15 protein-coding genes and 2 pseudogenes are annotated in these 22,974 nt (G+C 59.4%); 4 read left to right on the top strand and 13 right to left on the bottom strand.

Annotated elements, in window-relative coordinates; genetic code table 11:
- Positions 1 to 24: 24 nt before the first annotated feature.
- The 8 genes from recD to MFP24_RS04535 form a co-directional block, all read right to left on the bottom strand.
- Complete coding sequence (gene recD, locus MFP24_RS04500; protein ID WP_249229312.1) at positions 25 to 2,061, bottom strand: exodeoxyribonuclease V subunit alpha; 2,037 nt, start codon at positions 2,059 to 2,061, stop codon at positions 25 to 27.
- A complete protein-coding gene (gene recB, locus MFP24_RS04505) occupies positions 2,058 to 5,756 on the bottom strand; it encodes an exodeoxyribonuclease V subunit beta (protein WP_249229311.1) in 3,699 nt (1,232 codons plus the stop codon). The genes recD and recB overlap by 4 nt, the downstream gene beginning before the upstream one ends.
- Positions 5,753 to 9,250 (bottom strand): exodeoxyribonuclease V subunit gamma, encoded by a 3,498-nt coding sequence (recC, locus tag MFP24_RS04510; RefSeq protein WP_249229310.1) that lies wholly within the window; start codon positions 9,248 to 9,250, stop codon positions 5,753 to 5,755. Before recC ends, recB begins: the two co-directional genes overlap by 4 nt.
- Before the next feature lie 6 nt (positions 9,251 to 9,256).
- Entirely contained in the window at positions 9,257 to 12,145 is a 2,889-nt protein-coding gene (gene ptrA, locus MFP24_RS04515; RefSeq protein WP_249229309.1) for a pitrilysin, read from the bottom strand.
- Between the two features lie 89 nt (positions 12,146 to 12,234).
- On the bottom strand, positions 12,235 to 12,600 hold the full coding sequence (locus MFP24_RS04520; RefSeq protein WP_249229413.1) for a prepilin-type N-terminal cleavage/methylation domain-containing protein: 366 nt from the start codon (positions 12,598 to 12,600) through the stop codon (positions 12,235 to 12,237).
- Positions 12,590 to 13,045, bottom strand: a complete 456-nt coding sequence (locus MFP24_RS04525) for a YgdB family protein (RefSeq protein WP_249229308.1) — start codon at positions 13,043 to 13,045, stop codon at positions 12,590 to 12,592. Before MFP24_RS04525 ends, MFP24_RS04520 begins: the two co-directional genes overlap by 11 nt.
- Complete coding sequence (locus MFP24_RS04530; protein WP_249229307.1) at positions 13,042 to 13,623, bottom strand: prepilin peptidase-dependent protein; 582 nt, start codon at positions 13,621 to 13,623, stop codon at positions 13,042 to 13,044. Before MFP24_RS04530 ends, MFP24_RS04525 begins: the two co-directional genes overlap by 4 nt.
- Positions 13,617 to 14,117, bottom strand: coding sequence for a prepilin peptidase-dependent protein (locus MFP24_RS04535; protein WP_249229306.1), 501 nt, complete (start codon positions 14,115 to 14,117; stop codon positions 13,617 to 13,619). Before MFP24_RS04535 ends, MFP24_RS04530 begins: the two co-directional genes overlap by 7 nt.
- 117 nt (positions 14,118 to 14,234) lie before the next feature.
- On the opposite strand from MFP24_RS04535, the pseudogene MFP24_RS24360 reads away from it, so the two are divergent.
- Positions 14,235 to 14,376, top strand: a pseudogene (locus MFP24_RS24360) (transposase); the annotation flags it as partial.
- A gap of 269 nt (positions 14,377 to 14,645) precedes the next feature.
- On the opposite strand, the gene MFP24_RS04545 reads toward MFP24_RS24360, so the two are convergent.
- Positions 14,646 to 15,563, bottom strand: coding sequence for an EamA family transporter (locus MFP24_RS04545; protein ID WP_249229305.1), 918 nt, complete (start codon positions 15,561 to 15,563; stop codon positions 14,646 to 14,648).
- A gap of 143 nt (positions 15,564 to 15,706) precedes the next feature.
- Here MFP24_RS04545 and MFP24_RS04550 point away from each other — a divergent pair, with 143 nt between their 5' ends.
- Together MFP24_RS04550 and MFP24_RS04555 are read left to right on the top strand one after the other, a co-directional pair.
- Positions 15,707 to 16,387: a hypothetical protein gene (locus tag MFP24_RS04550; RefSeq protein ID WP_249229304.1), complete on the top strand. Its 681-nt coding sequence runs from the start codon at positions 15,707 to 15,709 to the stop codon at positions 16,385 to 16,387.
- Between the two features lie 237 nt (positions 16,388 to 16,624).
- Positions 16,625 to 16,813, top strand: a pseudogene (locus MFP24_RS04555) (IS5/IS1182 family transposase); the annotation flags it as partial.
- Positions 16,814 to 16,902: 89 nt separating this feature from the next.
- On the opposite strand, the gene thyA reads toward MFP24_RS04555, so the two are convergent.
- The 4 genes from thyA to rppH all read right to left on the bottom strand — a co-directional run bounded on the left by thyA (position 16,903) and on the right by rppH (position 21,558).
- The gene (gene thyA, locus MFP24_RS04560) at positions 16,903 to 17,697 is read right to left on the bottom strand and encodes a thymidylate synthase (protein ID WP_249229303.1); all 795 of its coding nucleotides are present in this window, start codon (positions 17,695 to 17,697) and stop codon (positions 16,903 to 16,905) included.
- 39 nt (positions 17,698 to 17,736) lie between these two features.
- Complete coding sequence (lgt, locus tag MFP24_RS04565; protein WP_249229302.1) at positions 17,737 to 18,603, bottom strand: prolipoprotein diacylglyceryl transferase; 867 nt, start codon at positions 18,601 to 18,603, stop codon at positions 17,737 to 17,739.
- Positions 18,604 to 18,765: 162 nt separating this feature from the next.
- Complete coding sequence (gene ptsP / locus MFP24_RS04570) at positions 18,766 to 21,012, bottom strand: phosphoenolpyruvate--protein phosphotransferase (RefSeq protein WP_249229301.1); 2,247 nt, start codon at positions 21,010 to 21,012, stop codon at positions 18,766 to 18,768.
- Positions 21,013 to 21,024: 12 nt separating this feature from the next.
- Positions 21,025 to 21,558: an RNA pyrophosphohydrolase gene (gene rppH / locus MFP24_RS04575; protein ID WP_249229300.1), complete on the bottom strand. Its 534-nt coding sequence runs from the start codon at positions 21,556 to 21,558 to the stop codon at positions 21,025 to 21,027.
- A gap of 698 nt (positions 21,559 to 22,256) precedes the next feature.
- Here rppH and mutH point away from each other — a divergent pair.
- Positions 22,257 to 22,943 (top strand): DNA mismatch repair endonuclease MutH, encoded by a 687-nt coding sequence (gene mutH / locus MFP24_RS04580; RefSeq protein ID WP_249229299.1) that lies wholly within the window; start codon positions 22,257 to 22,259, stop codon positions 22,941 to 22,943.
- Positions 22,944 to 22,974 lie beyond the last annotated feature (31 nt).

The following is a 22,974-nucleotide window of genomic DNA, read 5'->3' on the forward strand; positions in this document are numbered from 1 at the left end:
AGCCGGCAGCCGTTGCGCGGCCGGCTAATCGAGCAGCAATCCGCCGGAGCGCAATACCCGCCGGCTCACCGCGTCGGTCAATACCCTGTCGTGCCGCTCTCCGCCGCCCAGGCTGAACCAATAGCGGGCGCGGGTGATGCCGGTATAGATAAGCTCCCGGGTCAGAATCGGGCTTAGATTGTCCGGCAGCAAAAGCGCGGTATGGGCGAACTCCGAACCTTGCGACTTATGCACCGTCATGGCGAACACCGTCTCCACCGACGGCAGACGCCCCGGCAATATCCAGCGGATCGCCCCCGAGCCGTCTCCGGCGGGAAACGCCACGCGGATGCCCGGCTTTTGCCCGCCGTCGGGCAGCCGCTGGGGCACCTCCAGCGCGATACCGATATCGCCGTTCATCAGTTTCTGGCCGTAATCATTGCGGGTCACCAGCACCGGCCGTCCCGGATACCAGTTGTGCCACGCGTCCAGCAGCCCGGCGTCAAACAGCAGTTCGGCGATGCGCGCGTTCAGGCCTTCCACGCCCCAGGTGCCGCGACGCAGGGCGCAGAGCAGTTGGAACTGGCCGAAGGCCTCCAGCACCGCGGCGGCCCAGGCGTCGAACGCCGCCTGCGGCGCCCGCGGGTCCGGCCGTTCGGCCGCCATCACCCGCAGATAGTGGCCGTAGCCCACCGGCGGCGCGATGCCCGCCCGCGGGGCGAAAGCGTCGGCGGCGCCGTCGATCACCCAGCGACGCCAGGCGGCCGCGTCGCCGGGATCCAGGGTCAGGCGCGCCAGATCGGGGTAATCCTGTTGCCAGAGGCGGGCCAGCGCCTGGCCGTCGCCCTGATTGACCGCCGCCGCCAACTGCCCGATACCGCTGTCGGCGCCAAAGCGGTGGCTGTATCGCAGCATGGCGATCGCCTGATCGAGCGCGCTGCCCTGCGGGTCGATCATCGCCTCGTCCGGCGCCGCGTCGGCCACCTCCAGCAGCCAGTCCCGCGTCTGCGGCAGATAGTGCCCCGCGGCGGCGCGGCGGCACAGCTCTCCCAGCAGCGCCCCGGCTTCCACCGACGCCAGTTGATCTTTGTCGCCCAGCAGGATCAGGCGGGCGTGCTCGGGCATGGCCGCCAGCAGCGCCGCCATCATCTCCAGATCCACCATCGAGGCTTCATCCACCACCAGCACATCGAGCATCAGCGGGTGTCCGGCATGATGGCGAAAATGGCGGGTATCCGGGCGGCTGCCCAGCAGGCGATGCAGGGTCACCACTTTGCTGTCGATATCCTGCAGCTCGAGCCCCAGCTCCGCCAGCGGCAGATGCGCCATCGCCCCGGCGATGGATTCGTTAAGGCGCGCCGCCGCCTTGCCGGTGGGCGCCGCCAGGCGGATACGCAGCGGCTGCCCGCGGGTTTCCAGCGCCAGCGCCTGCAACAGCGCCAGCAGCTTCACCACCGTGGTGGTTTTACCGGTCCCCGGCCCGCCGGTGATAATACTGAACCCGCAGCCTGCCGCCAGCGCGCAGGCCAGCTTTTGCCAGTCCGTGCATCCGCCGTTATTTCCCTTAAACAGCAGGCTTAACAAACGACGCAGCGTGGCGCGCGGCAGTTCGGCGCGCCAGCGGGCGCCCTGCGCCAGGCGCTGCTCTATCGCCGCGCGCACGTCCTGCTCATACTGCCAGTAGCGACGCAGATACAGACGGTGGCCGCGCAAGACCAGCGGCGTATTGCCCGCCGCCTCCGCCACCAGCAGGGGATGTCGCCGCAGCGCCGCCAGCCAGTTTTCCAGCGACACTCCCGTCAGCGCCTGCTCCGGCGTGGAGATATGGTCGTTGCCGCGATCGCCTTCCGGCGGCAGCGCCAGCGCGAAGGCGCTGTCGTTCAACGCCGCCGATAAATCGAGGCAGACGTGCCCGCGGCCCAGCTGGTAGCTGACCAGCGCCGCGCTCAGCAGCAGCAACGGATCGACGTCCGCGGATTCCTGTTGCAGAAACAGCGCCAGCGAGCGATCCAGCTCGCGCAGCCAGCCGCACTCAACCCACCGATCCAGTAACGCGAATACGCTCTCGTTGGTCATTTTCATACCTTGGCCGCCTTATCGGCGCTAAACAGCCGCTCCAGCGACTCAATCAGGGATTTATCCGGACGCTGGGGGAAAACGCCGCGGCTCGCGGCCTGGCCGCCGCGCAGAAACAGATACAGCGCGCCGCCGACGTGACGATCGTAGTCATAATCCGCCAGGCGCGACTTCAGCAGACGATGGAGCGCGAACAGGTACAGCGTCAGTTGCAGATCGTAGCGGTGATCGAGCATCGCGCGCGCCATGTTGGCCTCGTCGTAATCGGCGGCTTCCGCCCCCAGCCAGTTGGACTTGTAATCCAATACGTAATAGCGCCCCTGATGCTCAAACACCAGATCGATAAACCCTTTCAACATGCCGTTCAGTTCATCCGGCAGCAACGTCGCGCGCGGCGCGCCGTCCAGCGTCGCCGCCCTGACGTCACCGTCCAGCCGCTGGGTATGCACCTGGCTGAGCGAGAACCAGAACTCCATTTCAACCTGATACTGTGATTGGTTCAGTCCGGCCAGCGTCATCGCGCCGGCGGCATGGCCATCTTTATGCGCCGGCATCGGCAGCGGCTGGTTGATCAAGGCCAGCAGCCAATTCGTCAGCGTCGGGATCCAGTGCTGCCAGCCGCGGCGGTTGCAGCGGCGCGCCACCTGATCCTCAACCCGCGGGCGATCCTGCGCCAGAGCGGCAAACCCCTCCCGCCCGGCCCACTCCAGCAGCCCATGGAGGAAATTGCCCGGCGCCGCGCCGCGCGGAAAGCCGTACAGGTCGTCGCCCGCCGCCGGCAGCGTTAAACTCGCGCCGACCTCCCGCGCTTCGCTGAACGTCTCCTGCGCGGCGCTCTGTACTTCCGACGACGGCGCGGCGACGGCGTCCGCGTCGACGTAGCTGCCCTGCGGGGCGATTTTCAGGCCGGAATAGCTGGTAATGCGCCAGCGATGGCTGCGGATATCCGGCAGCGCCGGCTCGGCGGCGAGCGCCTGCGTATGCTCTTCACCGCGGTAAGCCTGCGCTTCCGACGGCGCCAGTCGCCGCACCCCGGCGGTCGCGCCGTAGCGCTCCAGCAATAGATCCGCCAACTGCGCCGGCTCCACCGTCTCCCCGGCGTTAAGCAGGTAGCCGGCGGCGCTGTTCTCCGCCCCTTTCGGCCACGCCATTCCCAGCCATATGGCGTAGCGGGCGCGGGTCAGCGCCACGTAGAACTTACGCAGGTCTTCGCCCAGACGCTCACGGTCGGCCAGCTGCAGCTGCGCTTCGCTGCCGTTCAGGGACAGCTGCAGATTGCCCTGGTCGTCGTGCCATTTCAGCGGCGAGTCCTTGGCGCTCACCGCGCGGAACGAGCAGGCGAAGGGCAGGAAAACCAGCGGATACTCCAGCCCCTTGGATTTATGCACCGTCACCACTTTTACCAGCGCCGCATCGCTTTCCAGCCGCAGCTTGCGCGCATCACCGCCCTGATTCTCGTCCTGCCGCTGTTCGGCCAGATAGCGGATCAGCGCATGGTCGCCGTCCAGCTGCCCGCCGGCCTGCTGCAACAGTTCCGACAGGTGCAGCAGATCGGTCAGCGCCCGCGAGTCATTGGCGGACAGCAGGCGGCGCGGCACGTCGAAATCCCACATCAGCCGGCGCAGCATCGGTAACACGCCCTGTTTGCGCCAGCATTTCTGATAGCGGTGAAACTGCTCTACCCGGCTCTCCCACTCCTGTTCGTCGTGGTTGAGCCTGTCGAGCTGCGGCCAGCTCAGCCCCAGCGTGGCGGTGCCCAGCGCCGCGCGCAGCAGGCGGTCGTTTTCCGGTTCGGCGCAGGCCGCCAGCCAGTATTGCAGCTCGCCGGCCTGCGGGCTGGCGAAGACGGATTCCTTATCCGAGAGATAGACGCTGCGTACGCCGCGCGCCTTCAGTTCGTCCCGCACCGCCTGCGCCTCGCGGCCGGTGTTGACCAGCACCGCCATATCGCCGGGCCGCACCGGCAGAAGATCGTTTCCCGGCGCCGCAAAACCGGCCCGGCGTTGTTGCCCCAAACGCAGCAGCCGCACGATTTCATCGGCGCAGGCCGCCGCCATTCGCCGCCGGTAATCCGTTTTCGACAGCGGCTCCGGCTCGTCAACGCACAGGAACGTCATGGCGCCGGCTTCGGCATCCTCCACCCGCCAGCGTTCATCCCGTCCTTTGGCCCGCACCGCCATAAACGGCACCTGATTTTCCCCGTCGCCGCGGCGGAACAGAAAAGCTCCGGCCCCCTGCGAGCGCGACTCCGCCACGGAAAACACCTGATTGACGGCGTCGACCATCGCCCGCGTGGAGCGGAAGTTGGTGGTTAGCGTGTAGTGCCGGCCGGCGGTATCGCGCCGCGCCCGCAGATAGGTAAAAATATCCGCGCCGCGGAAGGCGTAAATCGCCTGCTTGGGATCGCCGATCAGGATCAGGCCGTACTGCGCGTCGTTTTCCACCACCCGGTAAACGGCGTCGAAAATGCGATATTGCAGCGGATCGGTATCCTGAAACTCATCGATCATCGCCAGCGGGAACTGCTGGCGGATCATCTGCGCCAGCCGCGGGCCGTTCTCGCTGTTCAGCGCCGCATCCAGCCGGATCAACAGGTCGTTGAACCCCATCTGCGCCCGCCGTTGCTGCTCCTGCTGAAAACGCGCTGCGACCCAGCGGCAGGCGTGCCGCAAGACGCCGCCGCGGGCGTCCGGCAGGTTTTTCAGTTTTTCCGGCAGGGTTTCCATCGCCGTCAGCGCCGGGTGATCGGGCGGCTGGCCCTGTTTCCAGCATTCGCGCAGCCCGGCCGGCGTCAGGCGCGTCCAGCCGGCGCCTATATCCAACGTGTCGTCCGCGCCGCTCGCCCATATGTGCAATTTTTCCAGCCAGGGCAGGAAATAGCTCGCCCGAAGTTTGCGCCCGTCGACCACTTTGGCGGCCACGGCGTCTTCCAGCAGAGTGCGCAGTTCTCCGCACCAGACGTCCCAGCCGCTTTTCAGCGCCGCCAGCTCCCGCGCTTTTTCCTCGCGCGTCTGCGCAAACACCTGCCGCGGCGGCGTAGCGGCGCCCAGCAAATCCACGTGCTCCAGCAACGGCGTCAGGCTGCGGTAAAGCGCGTCCGGATCGCTCCACCAGTTGCGCAACGCGGCGATATCCTCGACGTCGAGAGGGAAAAAGAAGGTGCGCCAATAATCGCGCACCACCTCCAGCAGCAGTTCGCTCTGATCGGTTTCCAGCGTCTGGCTGAACAGGCTGTCGCTGTCGAACGCGTGCTCGCCCAGCATGCGGTTACACCAGCCGTGAATGGTGGACACCGCGGCTTCGTCCATCCACTCGGCCGCCAGCTGCAGCTTGCGCGCGCAGCCCGGCCACTGTTCCGGGGGGTATTCCGCCCGCAGGTCGTGCAGTAAATCCTCGTTTGCCGGTCGTGGCGCCACCTCCTGCGGCGAGCGCTGGAAATAACCGGCGGCTTCCGTCAATCGGGCGCGGATGCGGTCGCGCAGCTCTTTGGTGGCCGCATCGGTAAAGGTGACCACCAGAATTTCCGGCGGCGTCAGGGGGCGCGCAAAGGCCCGTTCGCCGCCGTGTCCCAGCACCAGGCGCACATACAGCATGGCGATGGTGAAGGTTTTGCCGGTGCCGGCGCTGGCCTCGATCAGATGGCTGCCGCTCAGCGGGAAATTCAGCACATCCAGCGGGGAAGGCATGGCTTGGTCGTTCATTCGCGGGCTCCCTGACGGCTGCGGGCCGAGTTCGCCTTTACGCTGTGGTACAGCGGAGCGAGCAGCCGTTGCGTCCATTGGGCGAATTCGCCCTCCGCCCACAGCGCGGCAAAGCTCGGCCAGGCGCGCGACAGGTAAGGGTTGTCGCCCAGTTCGGCGAATTTGTTATTCTGCGGGTCGTGATCTTCATAGCAGGCGCGCGCCGCGCCGCCCGCCTCGCCGTCCGGCGGCGTTGTCGGCTCGCCGCCGCGATCCAGCCAGCAGAAGCCGGTCTTCGCCGCCAGCGGCAGCGGACGCCGCATCCCCTCGCGCCAGGCGGCGATCAACGCCTGCCAGTATTGCCGCGCCTGCTCAATTTCAAGCGGCGCCAGATGCACGGTGCCGTTTTTACTGACAATCACGCTGGACATCGGTTCGCCGCCGAGATGCCCGGCCAGATGCGCCACCCAGAAGGCCGGCAGCCTCTCCCAGCGGTAGCTGCGCTTTTTCTCGTTCATCAGGCCGCTGCTTTCCAGCACCAGCCGGCAACGCCCGCCGTCATCGTCGCGGCGTAACTCACCCAGCCAGTCTTCGAGCGGCGCCTCGCTCAATACCAGCTGTTCCGCCGGCAGCGGATGGGGCCAGCGCGCCAGCTCCTGCGCATAGCGGGCGAAGATATCCTCCATCGGCTCGGCCAGCGACTGTTCCAGTACGCGGGAAAACCCGCCCGGCGCCAGCTCGCCGCGGCGGGCGATGCGCTCCAACTGCTGTTGCAACGCCGGCTCACGCGGCATGCCGCGCTGCACCGCCTCTTTCTGCACCTGAATCAGCTCGTCCTGCAGCCGCCAGTTTTCCAGCGCATTGATGGCGAAGGGTTCCTGATCGTTGCTAGCCGGGTCCTCCAGCTCGAAGTAAATATTCAGCCGCTGGCGGAAGAAGCTGCGCACCGGATTACGTAAAAAGTCAGCCAGTTGGCGCAGCGTCAGCGCCCCTTCCTGCTGATAGTCCGCCAAGGCCTGCGTCTCGCTTTCCCGCGGCGCTTCCGGCAGTAAGCCGGCGCGCCATTCGCGCGCGTAGCTGAACAGCGGGCTATCGGCGGTAAAGTAATCCTGGTTAAACGGCTGCAGACGGTGCTCCAGCGTCAGCGCGGCGAGCAGATCGCCGCCGCCCTGTTGCCGCCAGCCGGCGGCGAGATGATCGCGCAGCTGCGCCACCAGCACCGACGGCGGACGCTCGGCGTTGTCGTGAATGCTGCGCCCCACCCAGCTGATATACAGCCGCTCGCGCGCCGACAGCAGCGCTTCCAGGAACAGATAGCGATCGTCCTCGCGGCGCGAGCGATCACCGGGGCGATAGTCCCGCCCCATCAGGTCGAAATCGAGCGGGATGCGGCTGCGCGGATAGTCGCCGTCATTCATCCCCAGCAGGCAAACGTGGCGGAAAGGGATGGCGCGCATCGGCATCAGGGTGGCGAAGGTCACCGCGCCGCCGAAAAATGGCTGGGTCAGCCCCGGTTGCGCAAACAGCCCCAGCCAGTGCTCCCGCACCACCGACAGCGGCAGGCTTTGCTCCAGCGCCACGCTTTCGCAGGCGTCCAGCCAGTTTTGCAGGCCGTCCTCCAGTTGCCACAGAATAAAGCCCTCGTCGCCGTCATCGGCGACGAAAAACATCGCCAGCAGATCGCGCAGGCGCTCGCCCCACTCCATCGGGGTCGCCGTCCGGCACAGCATTCTCCAGGCCTGTTCCAGACTGTTAAGAAAGCGCGCCAGCTGCCCGGCCAGCGCCGCGTCGAGCCCGCCGACCTCGTCCAGCGGCTCAATGTCCCGCCACGCCTCGCCGCCGCCCACCGCATACCCCAGCAGCATGCGGCGCAGGCCGAAGAACCAGCTGTTTTGCGCCGGCGCCTGCGGTAAATCCAGGCTTTGCCGCTGTTCCGCATGCAATCCCCAGCGCACGTTGGCCGTGCGGATCCAGCGTTGCAGCAGCGGCAGTTGCTCTTCGCTAATGGCAAAACGCTGCCGCACGGCGGGCACGTCAAGCAGATCGAGCAGATCGCTTACCGCGAAGCGCGACTGCGGCAGATTCAGCAAGCGCTCCAGGGCCCCCAGCAGCAGGCTGTTCTGACGCGCCCCGCGATCGGCCACGCTGAAGGGGATATAACGCGCATCCTGATAGTCCGTCAGGCCGAATACCGCCTGAATATGCGGGGCGTAGCCGTTGATGTCGGGCACCATCACGATAATGTCGCGCGGGCGCAGGGTGGCGTCCGCGGCAAACGCCGCCAGCAGTTGGTCGTGGAGCACTTCCACCTCGCGCTGCGGGCTGTGGGTAATATGAAAGCGGATCGATTGATCGCGCGGGAGATCGGCCGCCGGCCACAGCGCCCGGCTTTCCGCCAGCGGGCGCAGCTCGCGGATATCATCCTGCAACTGATGCAGCAGCGTATCCCCGCCGTTTTCCTCAAACAGGTCGATACGCGCTATTTCCGGCAGCAGCAGCGATTCATACCGTTCGCGCTGGTCGTATTCATCCAGCAGGCCGATATAATCCCGCCCCTGTTTTCCCCACGCCGCCAGCAGCGGATGCGCATGCTGGTGCAACTCCTCCTCGGCGATGACTTCGGGCATGCCCGGTTTGCGCTGCTGGCGAATGCGCTCGGCGCGCAGCAGATCCTTGTCGGCGATGATATTGCCCCAGTAGTGTTCGCACGGGTTGTGCACGCACATAAACACCTGGGTCCAGCGCCCGATGGCCGCCAGCACCTCCAGCGCCTGCTGCGGCAGAGAGGAGATACCGAACACAACGACGCGAGCCGGCAGGCCCGCGGGCCGTTCATCATCGCCCCGCTGTTCCGCCTGCGCCAGAAAACGCTGGTGCAGCGCCGCCCGGCTGGTTTCCGACAGTTCGTCCCCGGCGTCGTCCAGCAACGCGCGCCACAGCAAAGGCTGCCAGCTCTGCTCCTCCGGCATAGGCTCCCGGCCGCGACGGCTGGTATTCAGCACGTCATTGCCGCTTGCCCAGTCGGCCAGCCAGTCGGAGCGGTACACCTGATACTGGTCGAACAAATCGGCCAGCCGTTCGGAGAGCTGATAAAGCTTGCGCCGGTCGTCATCCTGTTGCAGAAAACGCGCCAGCGGGGCAAACGCCGGTTGCGCCAGCAGCGACGGCAGCAGGCGCATCAGCCGCCAGATCAGCAGGGGCTTGTCGAACGGCGAGGAGTCGGGCACCCGCTCGCGCCCCAGCACGGCACGATAGACCTGCCAGAAAAAGCGCGCCGGCAGTTGGATATCCAGCGCCGCGGCCACGCCGCAGCCGCCGTCGTCCGCGTCGCGCGCCAATGCCAGCTTCAGCCATTGTCCGATGCCGTTGCTCTGTACCAGAATGACCTCATTCTCGAGCGCCGGCAGAGGGTGGGCGGACATCCAGGAGACCAGCACGTCGCGCAGCACTTCGGAATGATTGCCGTGAATCACCATCATTCCGGGTTGTAGGGCATTCTCGTTCGCCAAAGCCATAGTGATTTATCTCGCCGGCGCTTTTAGCAACGGCAGCGTTTTCTGCAGCGAGGAGGCATCGGGATAGGTATGCCACCCCTGCGGCGCGGCATACTCCGCCTTGCCGTGATGATCGCCGGAGATTTGCGACAACACCGCCAGCCCCTGCGGCTTCAGCGTCTGGCTGAAATAATCGGCCAGCTGCTGCACCGTCAGCGGCTTGATGACGGCGATCAGCTTCTCGCGGGTATCAAAGCTGAAATTTTCCCGCTGCAGATCGTTAAGAAAGCGCCTCGCCTCTTCATCCAGCGTTTGCGGGCGCTGGCTCAGTTCATTAATCACCCCCTGTTTGTACTGGGCGAACTCGTCGGCGCTCATCGCCCGCAGCCGCGCCTGCGCTTTCTGATAGAAATCCTGATAGCGCTGATACAGATAGGCCGGTTGTTTACTGTTGCTTTGAAGCAGGAAGCCGATCCCCCATTGCCGCCCGACGGAGATCGGAAAGGCGAATACCGCGTAGCCGAGCTGCTCTTCCGTTCTTAGCTGGCTGTAGAACCAGGGCTGAATAATCTGCCCCAGCACCGAGCTATAGGCCATGCCCTGAATTTCGCCGTAGCCCGTCGGCACATATACCGCGGCCAGCGCGGAGTCGCTGCTGCTGCCGGGCCGCTGCAGGTTGGCCCGCTGCGTTTTATCAATCCGCATGTCATCGCTGCGCCACAGGATTTCTCCGCCGCAGTTCAGGCGGGCTTTTAGCGTCTGCGCCAGTTCCGTTACCCGTTGCGGCGGCAAATTCCCCACCACCAGCATTTCCGGCGCCGCCTGTTGCAGCAGCGTTTTACGGTACTGCACAATGTCCCGCAGCGTAATCCCTTGCAGCAAACTGCGCCGCTCGGCGCGTTCGGTATAGGGCACCTGCGACAGCGCCTGGATCGGCTGAATGGCCAGTTCAAACGCTTTCCCTTTTTCCGCCGCCTCCAGTTGCTGCGCATACCAGGACTTCGCCTGCTGCAGCTGCTCTTCCGTCGAGGAGAAAGAGGTATAGCCCTCCACCAGCGCCAGCAGCAACTGAGGCAGACGCTGGGTGTAGCCGCTGGCCTTGATGGTCAGGCCGTCATTGCTGCTGGTGGAGAAGCTGATGCCGCCCACCGACGCCTGATAGCTCAACTCGTCCAGCGCCAGACCGGCCAGATAGTCGTTCAGGGCGAACAGAACCTGGTTGCGGGCGCTGTCGCGGGCTTCTTTATTGCGTAAAAACAAGGTGATATCGGCCCTGGGCTCATCGGCGAAGTAACGGCTGGGCATATACAGCACCCGTAATCCCGGCTGCTGCACCAAGACTTGCGGATGGGTAACGCCGGTCTCCGGCTTAATCAGGGAAAAATCATCCGGAATATAGGGGTTGACCGCGGGGAGCGTCAGTGAAATTTTCCGTCCCAGTGTTTCCCACCGGGCAAAGGTGGCGGCGGGCACGCTGTCCACCTGATAAGGCGCATCGACAAAATAGGCCACCTTGTTGTGCGGTTCATTCGGACCGATCAGCCAGATACGGGCATTCTGCGGACGCATCTCATCCAGCCGCGCGGCAATGGCTTGCGGATCGTAGCGATCGGCCAGATATACCGCATCCAGCGTATGTTCCACCGGCACCCGCAGCATGGTATCCACCAGCCATTCGATATAGTCCATATCGCGGCTGATGGAGGGGTAGCGGAAATCCAGATCCAGCACGTTGGCGATTTCATCGAAATAGCGCTGCTGAATGCCTTCCCGGCGCACCAGTTGCAGGTAATTGAAGATTGCCGCGATAACCTCATCGCGCCGCGCCAGCCCCTTATCCGTTAATGAGGCCGAAATGGCGAAAATGCCGCCGTTGCGATCGATAACCGGGTCGGAACCGGCGCCGATGGACTCCACCAGCCCCTCTTTCTGCAACCAGTCGGATAGCGTGTTCTGGCTGCGGTTGCCGATCAGATAGCTGATATAGGTATCCGTTTTGCTGCGAAATGCCTGGCTGTTGTTATCCACGCGGAATTCGATGCGCAGCTGTTTGCGCGGCTGCGCCGGAACGTAGTGGATGATGATGCCGCGCTGCGCTTCGGTGGCTACCGGGACGGTGATCGGCGGCACGGCGGAGTCATGATTGGCGATACGCCCGAAGGTGCCCGCCGCCAGCGCGGCCAGCTCCGGTAAAGGCCGGTTGCTGTAAATCACCCCTTTCATCAGATTGGCGGAGTAATAGCGCTGATAAAACTTCACCAGTTCGTCGTGCAGCTTGCTGCCGGGCTTGTCGCTCAGGGTGTCGAGATTGCCGCCGGAGAATCGCGAGCTGGGATGCGCCGGATTCAGGGTCTCCGCCCCCACCTGCGCCATGCGATGGCCGTCGCGGGAACGGGCCATGGTCATCTCCGCATTCACCGCGTGCCGTTCGCGGTCGGCGTTGACCGGATCGAGCAAAGGCGCGGCGATGGCGTCCGCCAGACGGTCAACCGCCGGTTGCAGCGCATCATTTTCCACTTCCAGATAATACGCCGTGCGGTACGACGCGGTGCTGGCATTGTGGCTGCCGCCGTGCTTTTTCAGAAATTCGGCCAGCGCCTCCGGCTGCGGATAGCGTTTGGAGCCCATCAACACCATATGCTCAAGATAATGCGCCAACCCCAGCTGACTGGCGGGATCGTCCAGCGACCCTACCGGCAACGCCAGCGAGGCCAGGGATTTCGTCGCCTGCGCATCGGAAACCAGCAGCACAGTCATGCCGTTATCCAGTTTTATCGCCTGATACTGGCGCGGGTCCTTATCGCTTTTATGAATGGTTTGCGCCAGCGGCTGCCAACCGGTTTGCGCCCAGCTCAACGGAAGCCAGAAAATAAATAACAACAACCACCCGCTAATCCAGACAAACTGCCTACGCATGCATTTCTCCATAGCCTTCACGTCGAATAGATAAATCAAACCAGAGTAGAACGGATTGGCGATAGTCACCAGTATATACCCGTCATACTTCACGCTGCCGGACAAAACCAGCGGGTGAGCCGCGCCTGGTAACGCCGCGGCGTGGTCGCGGTGGCCGTCACCCTGCGGCATTCCGCCCCCTGCGCCTGTTCCGACAGGCTGAATTGCCATCCGCTTTCCGGCGGCGGAACGATTGCATGGTACTTCATTCCGGCTTCATAGGCTTCCAGTTGCTGAGCAGCCAGCCGCCACGCCTGACGCTGCTGCCACTGATGCTGGAACGATTGCAGCAAAACCTGATGGTATTGCAACAGCCCGAGCAGCGACACCGCAAACAGGAGCGCCGCCGCCAGCGTTTCCGGCAGGCTGAAGCCGCGCTGCTGAAACGGCCGGCCGCGGAGCGCCCTATTGCGCATCGGCACAGCGGGCGCTTTCCCTATCCGGACAAAAATCCAGCCAGCCCTGGGGCAAGGGCTGCAGGGTACCATTCTCCGACGCCGGCGTTAAGAATATCACTCTGCGGTACAGCGCCAGCGGACGCGGCTGCGCCGGGAGCCGTCCCTCGCCGCGCAATAGCCATTGCGCCTCGCCGGACGCTTTTTTCAGGCAGGCGCGCAACGCTTCCGGCGCCAGCGCCTGACACTGCCAGCCCTCCTCCGCGTCGCGCCAGCGCAGGCTCATCCCCCAGTTCAGCGAGGACAACGCCTGATTAAACGCGCGCAGGTAGTGGCGCTCATCGCTCCCCGTCTGTATCGCCGCATCAAGCTGACGCTGCAGGCCGGACATCAGCAGCAGCCCGACGATGGAGAGGAGCATCACCATCGTCAACGTACTGCCGCCGGACTGCCATGCCTTGTTCATTGATTACGCCCCAGGATCAAATGGGTGATTTGCCGGCCGATAGCCGGCCGTTTCGTCCAGTAGCCCGCCAGTTGCAGCCGATACAGCGCCGCGCCCGGACGATTGGTCAGCGGCTGTAAACGAAACTGCGCGATCGTCACTTCCTGCGGATCAAAACGTTTCTCCCAGCGATCGCCCTGACAGCTATGCGTTCCCCGCTGCACTTCCAGGGCGCCGGCGCGCAAACGATAGCCGAAAGATTCGCCGTCCTGCTGTTCGCCGCCGTCCCAAACGCCGTTGCGGTTCAGATCGTATGACACATTAAGGCAGCTTTGCGCCGCCTCGCCCGGATAGTTGCCGATGCTGACGGCGCGCCCCTGGCATTCACCGGCGCAGAACCCCGCCCGGCGGAGATCCTTTTCAATCCCGGAAACCGCCTGGCCGAGCACCTGATCCAGGCGGAAATAGTGAGCGCTGTTCTGGCTTTGCGCGCGCAGCAGCGGATAGAGCTGCGCCGCCGACAGCATAATCAGGCTGCCCAGACTGAGCGCCAGCAGCGTCTCCGCCAGCGTGAATCCCCGCTGCGCTCGGTTCAACATAGCGGGATCGCCAGCACCTGCCGGTCTTCGCTGCACAGACGCAGGCGGCCGCGCACCGAGATCACCAGGCGCAGTTTTCCGGCGGCGTTCGCCAGCGTAATATGCCCGGCCTGCGCCGTATTGCGTAAGCCGTAAAAAGTCAGGGTATCGCTGGTAAACGCCGAGACGGAGATATCTTTATTGGCGCGCGTAAACTGGCGGGGGTCTTGTTCCGCGCAGCTTTTTATTGCGCTATCGTCCGCCGCGTCGTTCAGGCACCAGTATTCACCCTGCCGTATAAGCCGCGCCGTGCGGGTTTCATTACGCCAATCGGCGTTAGCCTGCACCCGGCTTAAAAAATCCAGCAGTTGCCGCGCCCCCTGCTCCAGCCGCAGCGCCTGCTGATACCCCGTCCAGGCGTGCAGACCGCCGCCGGCCAGCAGCGCCGCTATCGCCAGAACCGCCAATAATTCAAGCAAGGTAATCCCCCGCGATTGTCGAATAGCCGTTTTCATACCGCCAGTGTGGGGATTTTATTGAATAACGACAGGGGATTAACGGCGTTATACGAGAAGATACGCAATGTTTGCGCGCAACCATGCAACGGAAGGGGAAAGATGCGGGGAGCGAGGAAAAATAACCTAATGAAGGAAATCCAGGTCAACGTCGCCTACCGCTGGTTCTAGCGCATGGGGCTCACCGAAAAAATACCGGATGCCTCCACGCTCAGCCAGAACCGCATTCGTCGCTTTAATCACAGCGATGTCTTCCAGCAGATTGACCATATCATGGAGCAGGAGCAGGAGCAGGAGCAGGCGCACACCATGGCAAATGGCCGGGTGATCTATTCCGACAGTACGCCCCTCAAGAAGAACCCAACCTACACACTCACAAAACAGAACCCCAGGTAAAAATATGGGCTTCGTCAGCAATCTGAGCCCGCAATATGCGGGCTTTGTGCTCGAGAAGCCTAGTGCTAGGCTATATGAATGCACTGATATTTGGTCGTATTAACGGCCGTTGTTGATAGGTTAAATCATGATTTAATCTATCGTTATGTTATGAGGACTGATCTTCTTTTTTGAATTGATGAAATTAATTATTCTTACTGAGTTTAAAAAAATAAAAATCCCAACAATCACAATCATCACTGAAATCAGTTGTTGCACACTTAGTCTTTCATTTAGAAATATGTAAGATGTAATTACTCCGGAAATCGGAACAAAAAGTGATAAAGGAGCAACTTCTGTCGCCGGATATTTTTTCATTAAGTTGTTCCATATCATATAACCAATAATTGTTGTTATATAAGCCTGAAATAAGACCGAAAAAGCAGAACCTATTGTGATATCATCAGGTATTGATAATATCCCCCCCCATCCTTTAACACAAACTGTCATAACCAGTACAGCGGGAGCGGAAAAAAGACTGGACCAGACTATGAAAGAAATCATGTTCGCTGGTTTGGTTATTTTCACAATGATGTTGCAAACAGCCCATGATAAAGCTGCAATAATGACCAAAAAGATACCTTTTACAGTAGATTCCTGCCCTGAAAAATTAATAATCATAAGCAAGCCTGCAACAGCTGTTATGATACCTAACAAATGAACCTTATTAATTTTTTCCCCAAGAAAAAAACAACTAAGAAAAATTGTAAAAAAAGCACTAAATTGAAGAAATACAGATGAAAGTCCTGCTGATAATCCATTAAACATCGCAAAGTTAACAACCCACCATAACCCCACACCAAAAATGATTCCATACAGAGCCATGCTGAATAATGATATACCTGCCGGTCGTTTGATAAAGAAAACCAACGGCAATGCACAGAATGTAAATCTTAAAAAGGTCAATATGAATGGATCAAGATCCCTTAGCCCCAGTTCAATGACAGCAAAGTTCCCTCCCCAAAGCACCGTTACTAAAAAACCTATAAACAAGTCAACTTTTTTGCTCATTTTTTGTCCCAACACCACAATTAAACAACAATTTTTAACAAGAAAACCCCATTCTCTAATCTATTGTAGCATGATAAACATTTACACAACAAAAACAAAACATTAGCATCCAGGAGTACCCACATCCACAGGACGGATAAAAAATGTTCGACATACAAAAACACAGACACGATTACTTCTATAACTTGGCTACTGTTGTTGAGGATCTGATTCCAGCTGAAATATGTGATAACCTCACAGGCCGTGTAAATACCATTATTGCGCAGGGTTTTGTAGACCATGTAAATCATTCCGGATTAGGAAATAATGCGGTATCTGATTTGGGTGGTAACTATAACCACCACATATTTAAAGGTCCGGACATCAGAGATCATCTCCCGGAACTAAATGCTATCTATCATGCAATAGTTCCTTTGATAAGTTTGATCACTTGTACGGATGCAATAGTCTCACCTTATCCTTTATCAGATATCAATATTAAAGCATATCCTCCTGGCGGTGGTACATTAGGCTTACATTATGATACGAATGGGATCACAGTTCTTTTATTTTTAACGGACAATAAAGAAGCCCCATTACGTATGCAAATTGAGAGAAGCCATCCCAGCAAGAAAGAGCCATGGATTGAGCACAAAAAAATATATGCCAAGAAAGGAGCCCTGCTTGTTATGCAAGGAAGAAAAACTCTTCATGATAGTGAACCAACAGTCACTGAACAGAAATTATCTGTGGTGTATAACTTTTATGAAAGGCATGATACTTATAGACATGAAGATTTTGATAATTTTGTTTATTATGGAAATAAGCCCAAAGAACTGGTTTAACTAGACGTAACCGTTTAAAAATATCATATTTACATGTAATCACAGCAACTCATTGTGTTTTCTATTAAACTCATGAAGAGACACAGAGCATATACAAAAGAGTCCGCACCACAGCTCTCAGACCGTTGACAAAGTCCTGACCTTTCGGTCAGGACTTTGATCTAATAAGGTCAGTGCAAAAAACGGGCTGACCGCCATGCTCAAGGTGCTTTCCCCCATCAATATCAGTTTGAAACCATCACCCTTGAGCTCACCGAAAAAATACCGGATGCCTCCATGCTCAGCCAGAACCACATTCGTCGCTTTAATCACAGCGATGTCTTCCAACAGATTTCTGACCATATCGTGGCGCTGGCGTACGGCGTGGCGAATGGCTGGGGGCTTTATTCCGACAACTCACACCTCAGGGCGAGCATCAACCTGCACATTCATAAAACAGAACCCTAGGTAAAATATGGGGTTCGTCAGCAATCTGGCTGGAGGGCCGTATAAACGCCCCCGGCACTCAATCAACTTCAGATCGCCACCGGCGCTTTAATCGGCGGATGCGGATCGTAGCCTTCGATTTCAAAGTCTTCAAAACGGTAGTCAAACAGCGTATCGGGACGGCGTTTGATCACCAGCTTCGGCAAGGGGCGCGGTTCGCGGCTCAGCTGCAGATGCGTCTGTTCCATATGGTTGCTGTAGAGGTGGGTATCCCCGCCCGTCCAGACAAAGTCCCCGACTTCCAGGTCGCACTGCTGCGCCACCATATGCACCAGTAAGGCATAGCTGGCGATATTGAAAGGCAAACCGAGGAACACGTCGCACGAACGCTGATAAAGCTGGCAGGATAATTTGCCGTCGGCAACGTAGAACTGGAAAAAGGCGTGGCACGGCGCCAGCGCCATTTTGTCCAGCTCCCCCACGTTCCAGGCGGAAACGATAATGCGCCGGGAGTCGGGATCCTGTTTCAACTGAGTCAGCACGTTTTTCAGCTGATCGATCTGACGCCCGTCGGCCGCGCCCCAGGCGCGCCATTGTTTGCCGTAGACCGGGCCGAGATCGCCGTTTTCATCCGCCCATTCGTCCCAGATACTCACTTTGTTGTCATGCAGATAAGCCACGTTGGTATCACCGTTGAGGAACCACAGCAGCTCATGAATGATCGAACGCAGATGGCAGCGCTTGGTGGTTACCAGCGGAAACCCCTGCTGTAAATTGAAACGCATCTGATGACCGAAAATCGACAGGGTGCCGGTGCCGGTGCGATCGGCTTTCGGCGTCCCTTCCTCAAGCACTTTTTTCATCAGATCCAGATACTGTTTCATACTACCTCACCACGAATATTAAAGAATGACGACCGACGATTATTGCTGCGCGGGCTGACGGCGATAGGCCCAGACCATCATCAGAACCCCGACGACGACCATCGGTATCGACAGAATTTGCCCCATGCTGAAGATATTGCTGAATAACCCCAGCTGCGCATCAGGCTGGCGGAAAAATTCCGCGATGATGCGAAAAACGCCGTAGCCGATCAGGAACAGCCCGGAAACGCTGCCCATCGGGCGCGGTTTACGGATAAACAGATTCAATATGATAAACAGCGCGATGCCCTCAAGCGCCATCTGATACAGCTGAGAGGGATGGCGCGGCAGCATGCCGTACTGGTTGAAAATGGCCTGCCATTGCGGATTGCCGGCCGCCAGCGCCAGATCTTCGCCGCGTGAGCCGGGGAATAACATCGCCCATGGCGTACCGGTGGTGACGCGGCCCCAGAGCTCGCCGTTGATAAAGTTGCCCAGACGACCGGCCGCCAGGCCAAAAGGGATTAACGGCGCGATAAAATCAGCCACCTGGAAGAAATGCCGTTTGGTGCGCCGGGCGAACCACAGCATAACGCAGATTACGCCGATCAGACCGCCGTGGAATGACATGCCGCCATCCCAGACTTTAAATAAATAGAGCGGATTATCCATAAACGACGGCAACGCATAGAACAGCACATAGCCCAAGCGGCCGCCGATAAATACCCCGAGAAAGCCCATATACAACAGGTTTTCGACTTCGTCTTTCGTCCAGCCGCTACCCGGTTTGTTGGCGCGACGCACCGCCAGCCACATGGCAAACACAAACCCAACCAAATACATCAGCCCATACCAGTGCAAAGCCACGGGGCCAATTGAAAAGATCACCGGATCAAACTGAGGAAACGCCAGATAGCTCGTCGTCATCGTTCACCACATATTTTGTTGTATTGTTCCCGTCCAGGGGCTATCGATCGGTCGAGGCGGGGCGTTTTCCCGCCGACCGCGGTGGCGAATCATAGCATAGCGCACCGAATCCGTAGGTTATCCGCATAAGAAAAGTTCTGTAAAGCATGGGCTAGCCGTCAATCAGCGACCGCCGCGGATCAGCCCCCCCAGCCCGCGATCTTCGGCGAAGATAGCGGCGCGCCGACGCACTTCGCCGGCGCTCGGGGCCGTCAGCAGTTGTCCGACCAGGGTCTGCGCCTCGGGTAAGTCAATCTGGCGCAGCAGGTATTTAATGCGCGCCACGCTGCGGCCGTTCATACTGAGCGTGCGATACCCCAGCCCGGTCAGCACCAGCGCCCCCAGCGGCTCTCCCGCCATCTCGCCGCACACGGAAACCGCGATACCGTGGCGCCGGCACTCGGCGGCGATGGTATTCAGCGCCTGTAGCATCGCCGGATGCAGGCTGTCATACAGGGAAGCGACGTGGGCGTTGTTACGGTCCACCGCCAGCAGATACTGGGTCAGATCGTTGGTGCCGACGGAAACGAAATCAACGCGCTCGGCCAGATGCGGCAGCATAAAAATCATCGACGGCACTTCGATCATAATGCCGATGCGCGGCCTGGGCTGCGGGGCCCCCAGCTGTTCCGCGACTTCGCCCGCGGCCTGGTCGATCAGGCGGCGGGACTCATCGATCTCATCCAGACTGCTCACCATCGGCAGCAGAATATGCAGATTGCCGCTATGGGCGTTCGCCCGCAGCATGGCGCGAATCTGGATAAGAAATATTTCCGGCTGATCGAGGGTGATACGGATACCGCGCCAGCCAAGGCTGGGGTTCTCTTCACTGATGGGTAGATACGGCAATGGCTTGTCGGCGCCGATGTCCAAGGTACGCAATATGACCTGCCCCGCGGGATAGAGCTGCAACATGCTTTGATATTGCGTCGTTTGCTCATCCTCGGACGGGAAGCCGCTCTGCAGCATAAAGGGGATCTCGGTTCGATACAGGCCAATGCCATCCACCTGATTTATAATATTTTTATCATGCTCTGAGCTTAATCCGGCGTTCAGCATCACCTGCATGCGTTCGCCGCTTTTCAGCACCGCCGGGCGCGCCATATCATCTTCCGCCAGGCGGGTGAGCGCATTTTCCTCAAGCAGCAGGCGCTGATATTCCTGCACCAATAGTGGTTCGGGATCCACCAATAGCTCGCCGCGATAGCCGTCGATAATCAGCATGCGCTGATGAAGCAGCTCAGGCTGAATATCCGCGCCGACCAGGGTCGGGATCCCCATGGCGCGCACCAGAATGGCGGCATGAGAATTTGCCGCGCCGTCGTAGACCACCACCCCCGCCAGCCGCTCCGCGGGCAATTCCGCCAGCAGCGTCGCCGTCAGTTCATCGGCGACCAGAATAAAGCGTTCGGGCCACCGTCCGAGGCTGGGCGCGTTATCGTCGAGATGGAATAACAGCCGCTGCCCGAGGGCGCGGAAATCGCCGGCCCGCTCGCGCAGATAGGTATCCTGCAGGTTGGAGAAGCGCGCCGCGAAACGCTCAATCACCAGCTTGACCGCCCATTGCGCGGCGTTGCCGGCGTCTACTTCCTGAAACAGCTCGCGCTTAAAGCGGGCATCATTAAGCAGGTGGGAATAGAGATCAAAAATGGCCGCGCTCTCTTTTTGCGCGCCGGCGCCGAAGCGTTTGCTGAAACGGCGAAACTCCGCGGTGGCTTCCTCCAGCGCCTGGGTCAGCCGGGCGCGCTCCCGTTCGCTGTCCAGACTTGACGCGGGAAAGACCTGATCCAGAGAAGGCTGGCTGCAATCCCGCCAGCCGGGCGCGATCGCCACGCCGGGAGATGCCGTCAGCGCTTTAACGCGCGCCTGACGGAATTGCCCGAACAGCGTTTTAATCTGCGACTGGGAAAGAATGGCCGCCAGCTGCGTCGCCAGCGTCACCATGAACGACTCTTCGTTTTTATCAAACTGCCGGTGTTCGCGCTGCTGCACCACCAATACCCCCAGCAGCTGGCGGCGATGGATAACGGGCACCCCGAGAAAAGAGCGGAAATGCTGTTCCTTTACGGCGGGAATATATTTGAAACTGGGGTGGGAACGGGCATCCGCCAGATTAATCGGTTCCGCCCGCTGGCCCACCAGACCGACCACGCCCTGGCCGAACGCCAGCGTGACGGTGCGTCCGCGCGGTTTTTTCAGTCCGCGCGTGGCCATCAGGTAGTAGCATTGGTGGTGGTGATCGGCCAGATAGATGGAACAGACTTCCGTGTCCATCGCCTGACAGATTTCATTCACCAGAATATCCAGCGCATCATCAAGGCGGGCCGCCGCCGCTACTTTTTCGACAATTTCTCGCAGGCGCGTGAGCATGATGTGCCTGATTTACCCTCTCTTTCGCCGGGCGCCGGGCGGCTGCGCCGTCCGAGCCGCGCTATGCTCCTGAAGCTGTATCACCGGGCTGATAAACTCTTTCATCACCCGACGATAAACGTCGCGCTTGAAAGATACCACCTGACGTACCGGATACCAGTAACTGACCCAGCGCCAGCCGTCGAATTCAGGCGTACCGCTGCTTTGCATATTGATCTCTGACTCATTGCACATTAACTGTAGCAGAAACCATTTTTGCTTTTGGCCGATACATACCGGTTTTGTATCCCAACGCACCAAACGTTTTGGTAATTTATAGCGTAACCAGTTGCGGGTAGATGCCAGGATACGCACATCTTTTTTCCTTAACCCCACTTCCTCGTACAGTTCACGGTACATCGCCTGTTCCGCATTTTCGCCGGGATTAATTCCCCCCTGAGGAAACTGCCAGGAGTGCTGCCCGTAGCGACGAGCCCACAAGACCTGTCCCTGCCGATTACAAATTACGATACCAACATTCGGGCGGTAGCCATCATCATCGATCACCGGACTACCTCAATAGACTTTAATGCAAAGATGAGCTGATTGTTTCACACTCCCGGCAGACGGTAAACTACTGCTTGGAGCCGTCCCCCTTCTAATAAAGTCGCGATAACCCACAGATAGCATCAAAGTTATAAACATGTAAAAGCCGATCCCGGCGGCTTATTCACTATTTCTGTGGACATCTTTGTGCAGAACCCATGAAAAAGTAAGTGGAACCTGTTGCCGACCGTTAACCCCCTCCTTTAAGATCTAAATAAATAATCATTTACTTTCATGACGTTAATTCGGTTTTCAACCACAAAACCGCCGTAAAGGATCCTGACGAAATTATTGTTGCCTTAACGCTGGCGAAAGATCGTCCTATACCGACTTTATCCACAACCACGGACAGTTCATCAGACAAAAAACCGGCAAAAACAGCAAAACCGCCCCGCGTCAAGGCTGTAAATCAAACCAGTAATGCTTCTTTATGTCGGTTATCCAAGAAATCTGTGGATAACCTGGTGTAAGATCCTGTTCATTGTTGGCGTCTACAGGTGCACAGTTTATAAAATAAGATTCCGCCGACAGGAACTCATTGGGAAAAACCGCTATGAATCATGCTATTATTGACTCCTTCAACAAGTTTTCCGACTGTGCGTTAATGTTTTTCACCCGTTGTGTTTTTTTTGAACGGAAAAAATCAGGCTATCTAACTTATGAATTCACCATCCGTTTTCACTACGCCGCCGCATAGTGAACAGGAACTGTTGCTGCGTGCCCGGTCGCTTGCCGGTTACAATCTGGCTGAACTGGCGGCGATCGCGCAGCTGCCGCTGCCGGCGAACCTGAAACGGGATAAAGGCTGGATTGGCATACTGCTGGAGCGTTTTCTGGGCGCCAGCGCCGGCAGTAAGCCGGAGCAGGATTTCGCCGATATCGGTATCGAGTTGAAAACCATTCCCATCGACAAGCAGGGCAAACCGCTGGAAACCACTTTCGTCTGCGTCGCCCCGCTCACCGGCAACAGCGGCGTCACCTGGGAAAGCAGCCACGTACGGCACAAACTGGCGCGGGTACTGTGGATCCCGGTGGAAGGCTCGCGGCATATCCCTTTGGGCGCACGGCGGATTGGCGCCCCGCTTATCTGGAGCCCCAGCCGGGAAGAGGAAGAGCAGCTGCGCCGCGACTGGGAAGAGCTGATGGACCTGATCGTCCTCGGCCGGGTTGAAAGTATCACCGCCCGCCACGGCGAAGTGCTACAATTACGCCCCAAAGCGGCCAACAGCCGCGCCCTGACGGAAGCGATTGGTGAGTTTGGGCAGCCGATTCTCACCTTACCCCGTGGATTCTACTTAAAGAAAACCTTCACCGCTCCCCTGTTGGCGCGCCATTTTCTGCTGTAACCTGCCACACTTTCGCTTGCCTGCACGCTAA

This window comes from Brenneria tiliae, from assembly GCF_023347575.1.
Classification (GTDB): domain Bacteria; phylum Pseudomonadota; class Gammaproteobacteria; order Enterobacterales; family Enterobacteriaceae; genus Brenneria; species Brenneria corticis.

Excerpts from the sequence above, each read along its gene's own strand:
- recD (WP_249229312.1), bottom strand. The coding sequence starts at position 2,061 with ATGAAAATGACCAACGAGAGCGTATTCGCGTTACTGGATCGGTGGGTT.
- recB (WP_249229311.1), bottom strand. The coding sequence starts at position 5,756 with ATGAACGACCAAGCCATGCCTTCCCCGCTGGATGTGCTGAATTTCCCG.
- recC (WP_249229310.1), bottom strand. The coding sequence starts at position 9,250 with ATGGCTTTGGCGAACGAGAATGCCCTACAACCCGGAATGATGGTGATT.
- ptrA (WP_249229309.1), bottom strand. The coding sequence starts at position 12,145 with ATGCGTAGGCAGTTTGTCTGGATTAGCGGGTGGTTGTTGTTATTTATT.
- MFP24_RS04520 (WP_249229413.1), bottom strand. The coding sequence starts at position 12,600 with ATGCGCAATAGGGCGCTCCGCGGCCGGCCGTTTCAGCAGCGCGGCTTC.
- MFP24_RS04525 (WP_249229308.1), bottom strand. The coding sequence starts at position 13,045 with ATGAACAAGGCATGGCAGTCCGGCGGCAGTACGTTGACGATGGTGATG.
- MFP24_RS04530 (WP_249229307.1), bottom strand. The coding sequence starts at position 13,623 with ATGTTGAACCGAGCGCAGCGGGGATTCACGCTGGCGGAGACGCTGCTG.
- MFP24_RS04535 (WP_249229306.1), bottom strand. The coding sequence starts at position 14,117 with ATGAAAACGGCTATTCGACAATCGCGGGGGATTACCTTGCTTGAATTA.
- MFP24_RS04545 (WP_249229305.1), bottom strand. The coding sequence starts at position 15,563 with ATGAGCAAAAAAGTTGACTTGTTTATAGGTTTTTTAGTAACGGTGCTT.
- MFP24_RS04550 (WP_249229304.1), top strand. The coding sequence starts at position 15,707 with ATGTTCGACATACAAAAACACAGACACGATTACTTCTATAACTTGGCT.
- thyA (WP_249229303.1), bottom strand. The coding sequence starts at position 17,697 with ATGAAACAGTATCTGGATCTGATGAAAAAAGTGCTTGAGGAAGGGACG.
- lgt (WP_249229302.1), bottom strand. The coding sequence starts at position 18,603 with ATGACGACGAGCTATCTGGCGTTTCCTCAGTTTGATCCGGTGATCTTT.
- ptsP (WP_249229301.1), bottom strand. The coding sequence starts at position 21,012 with ATGCTCACGCGCCTGCGAGAAATTGTCGAAAAAGTAGCGGCGGCGGCC.
- mutH (WP_249229299.1), top strand. The coding sequence starts at position 22,257 with ATGAATTCACCATCCGTTTTCACTACGCCGCCGCATAGTGAACAGGAA.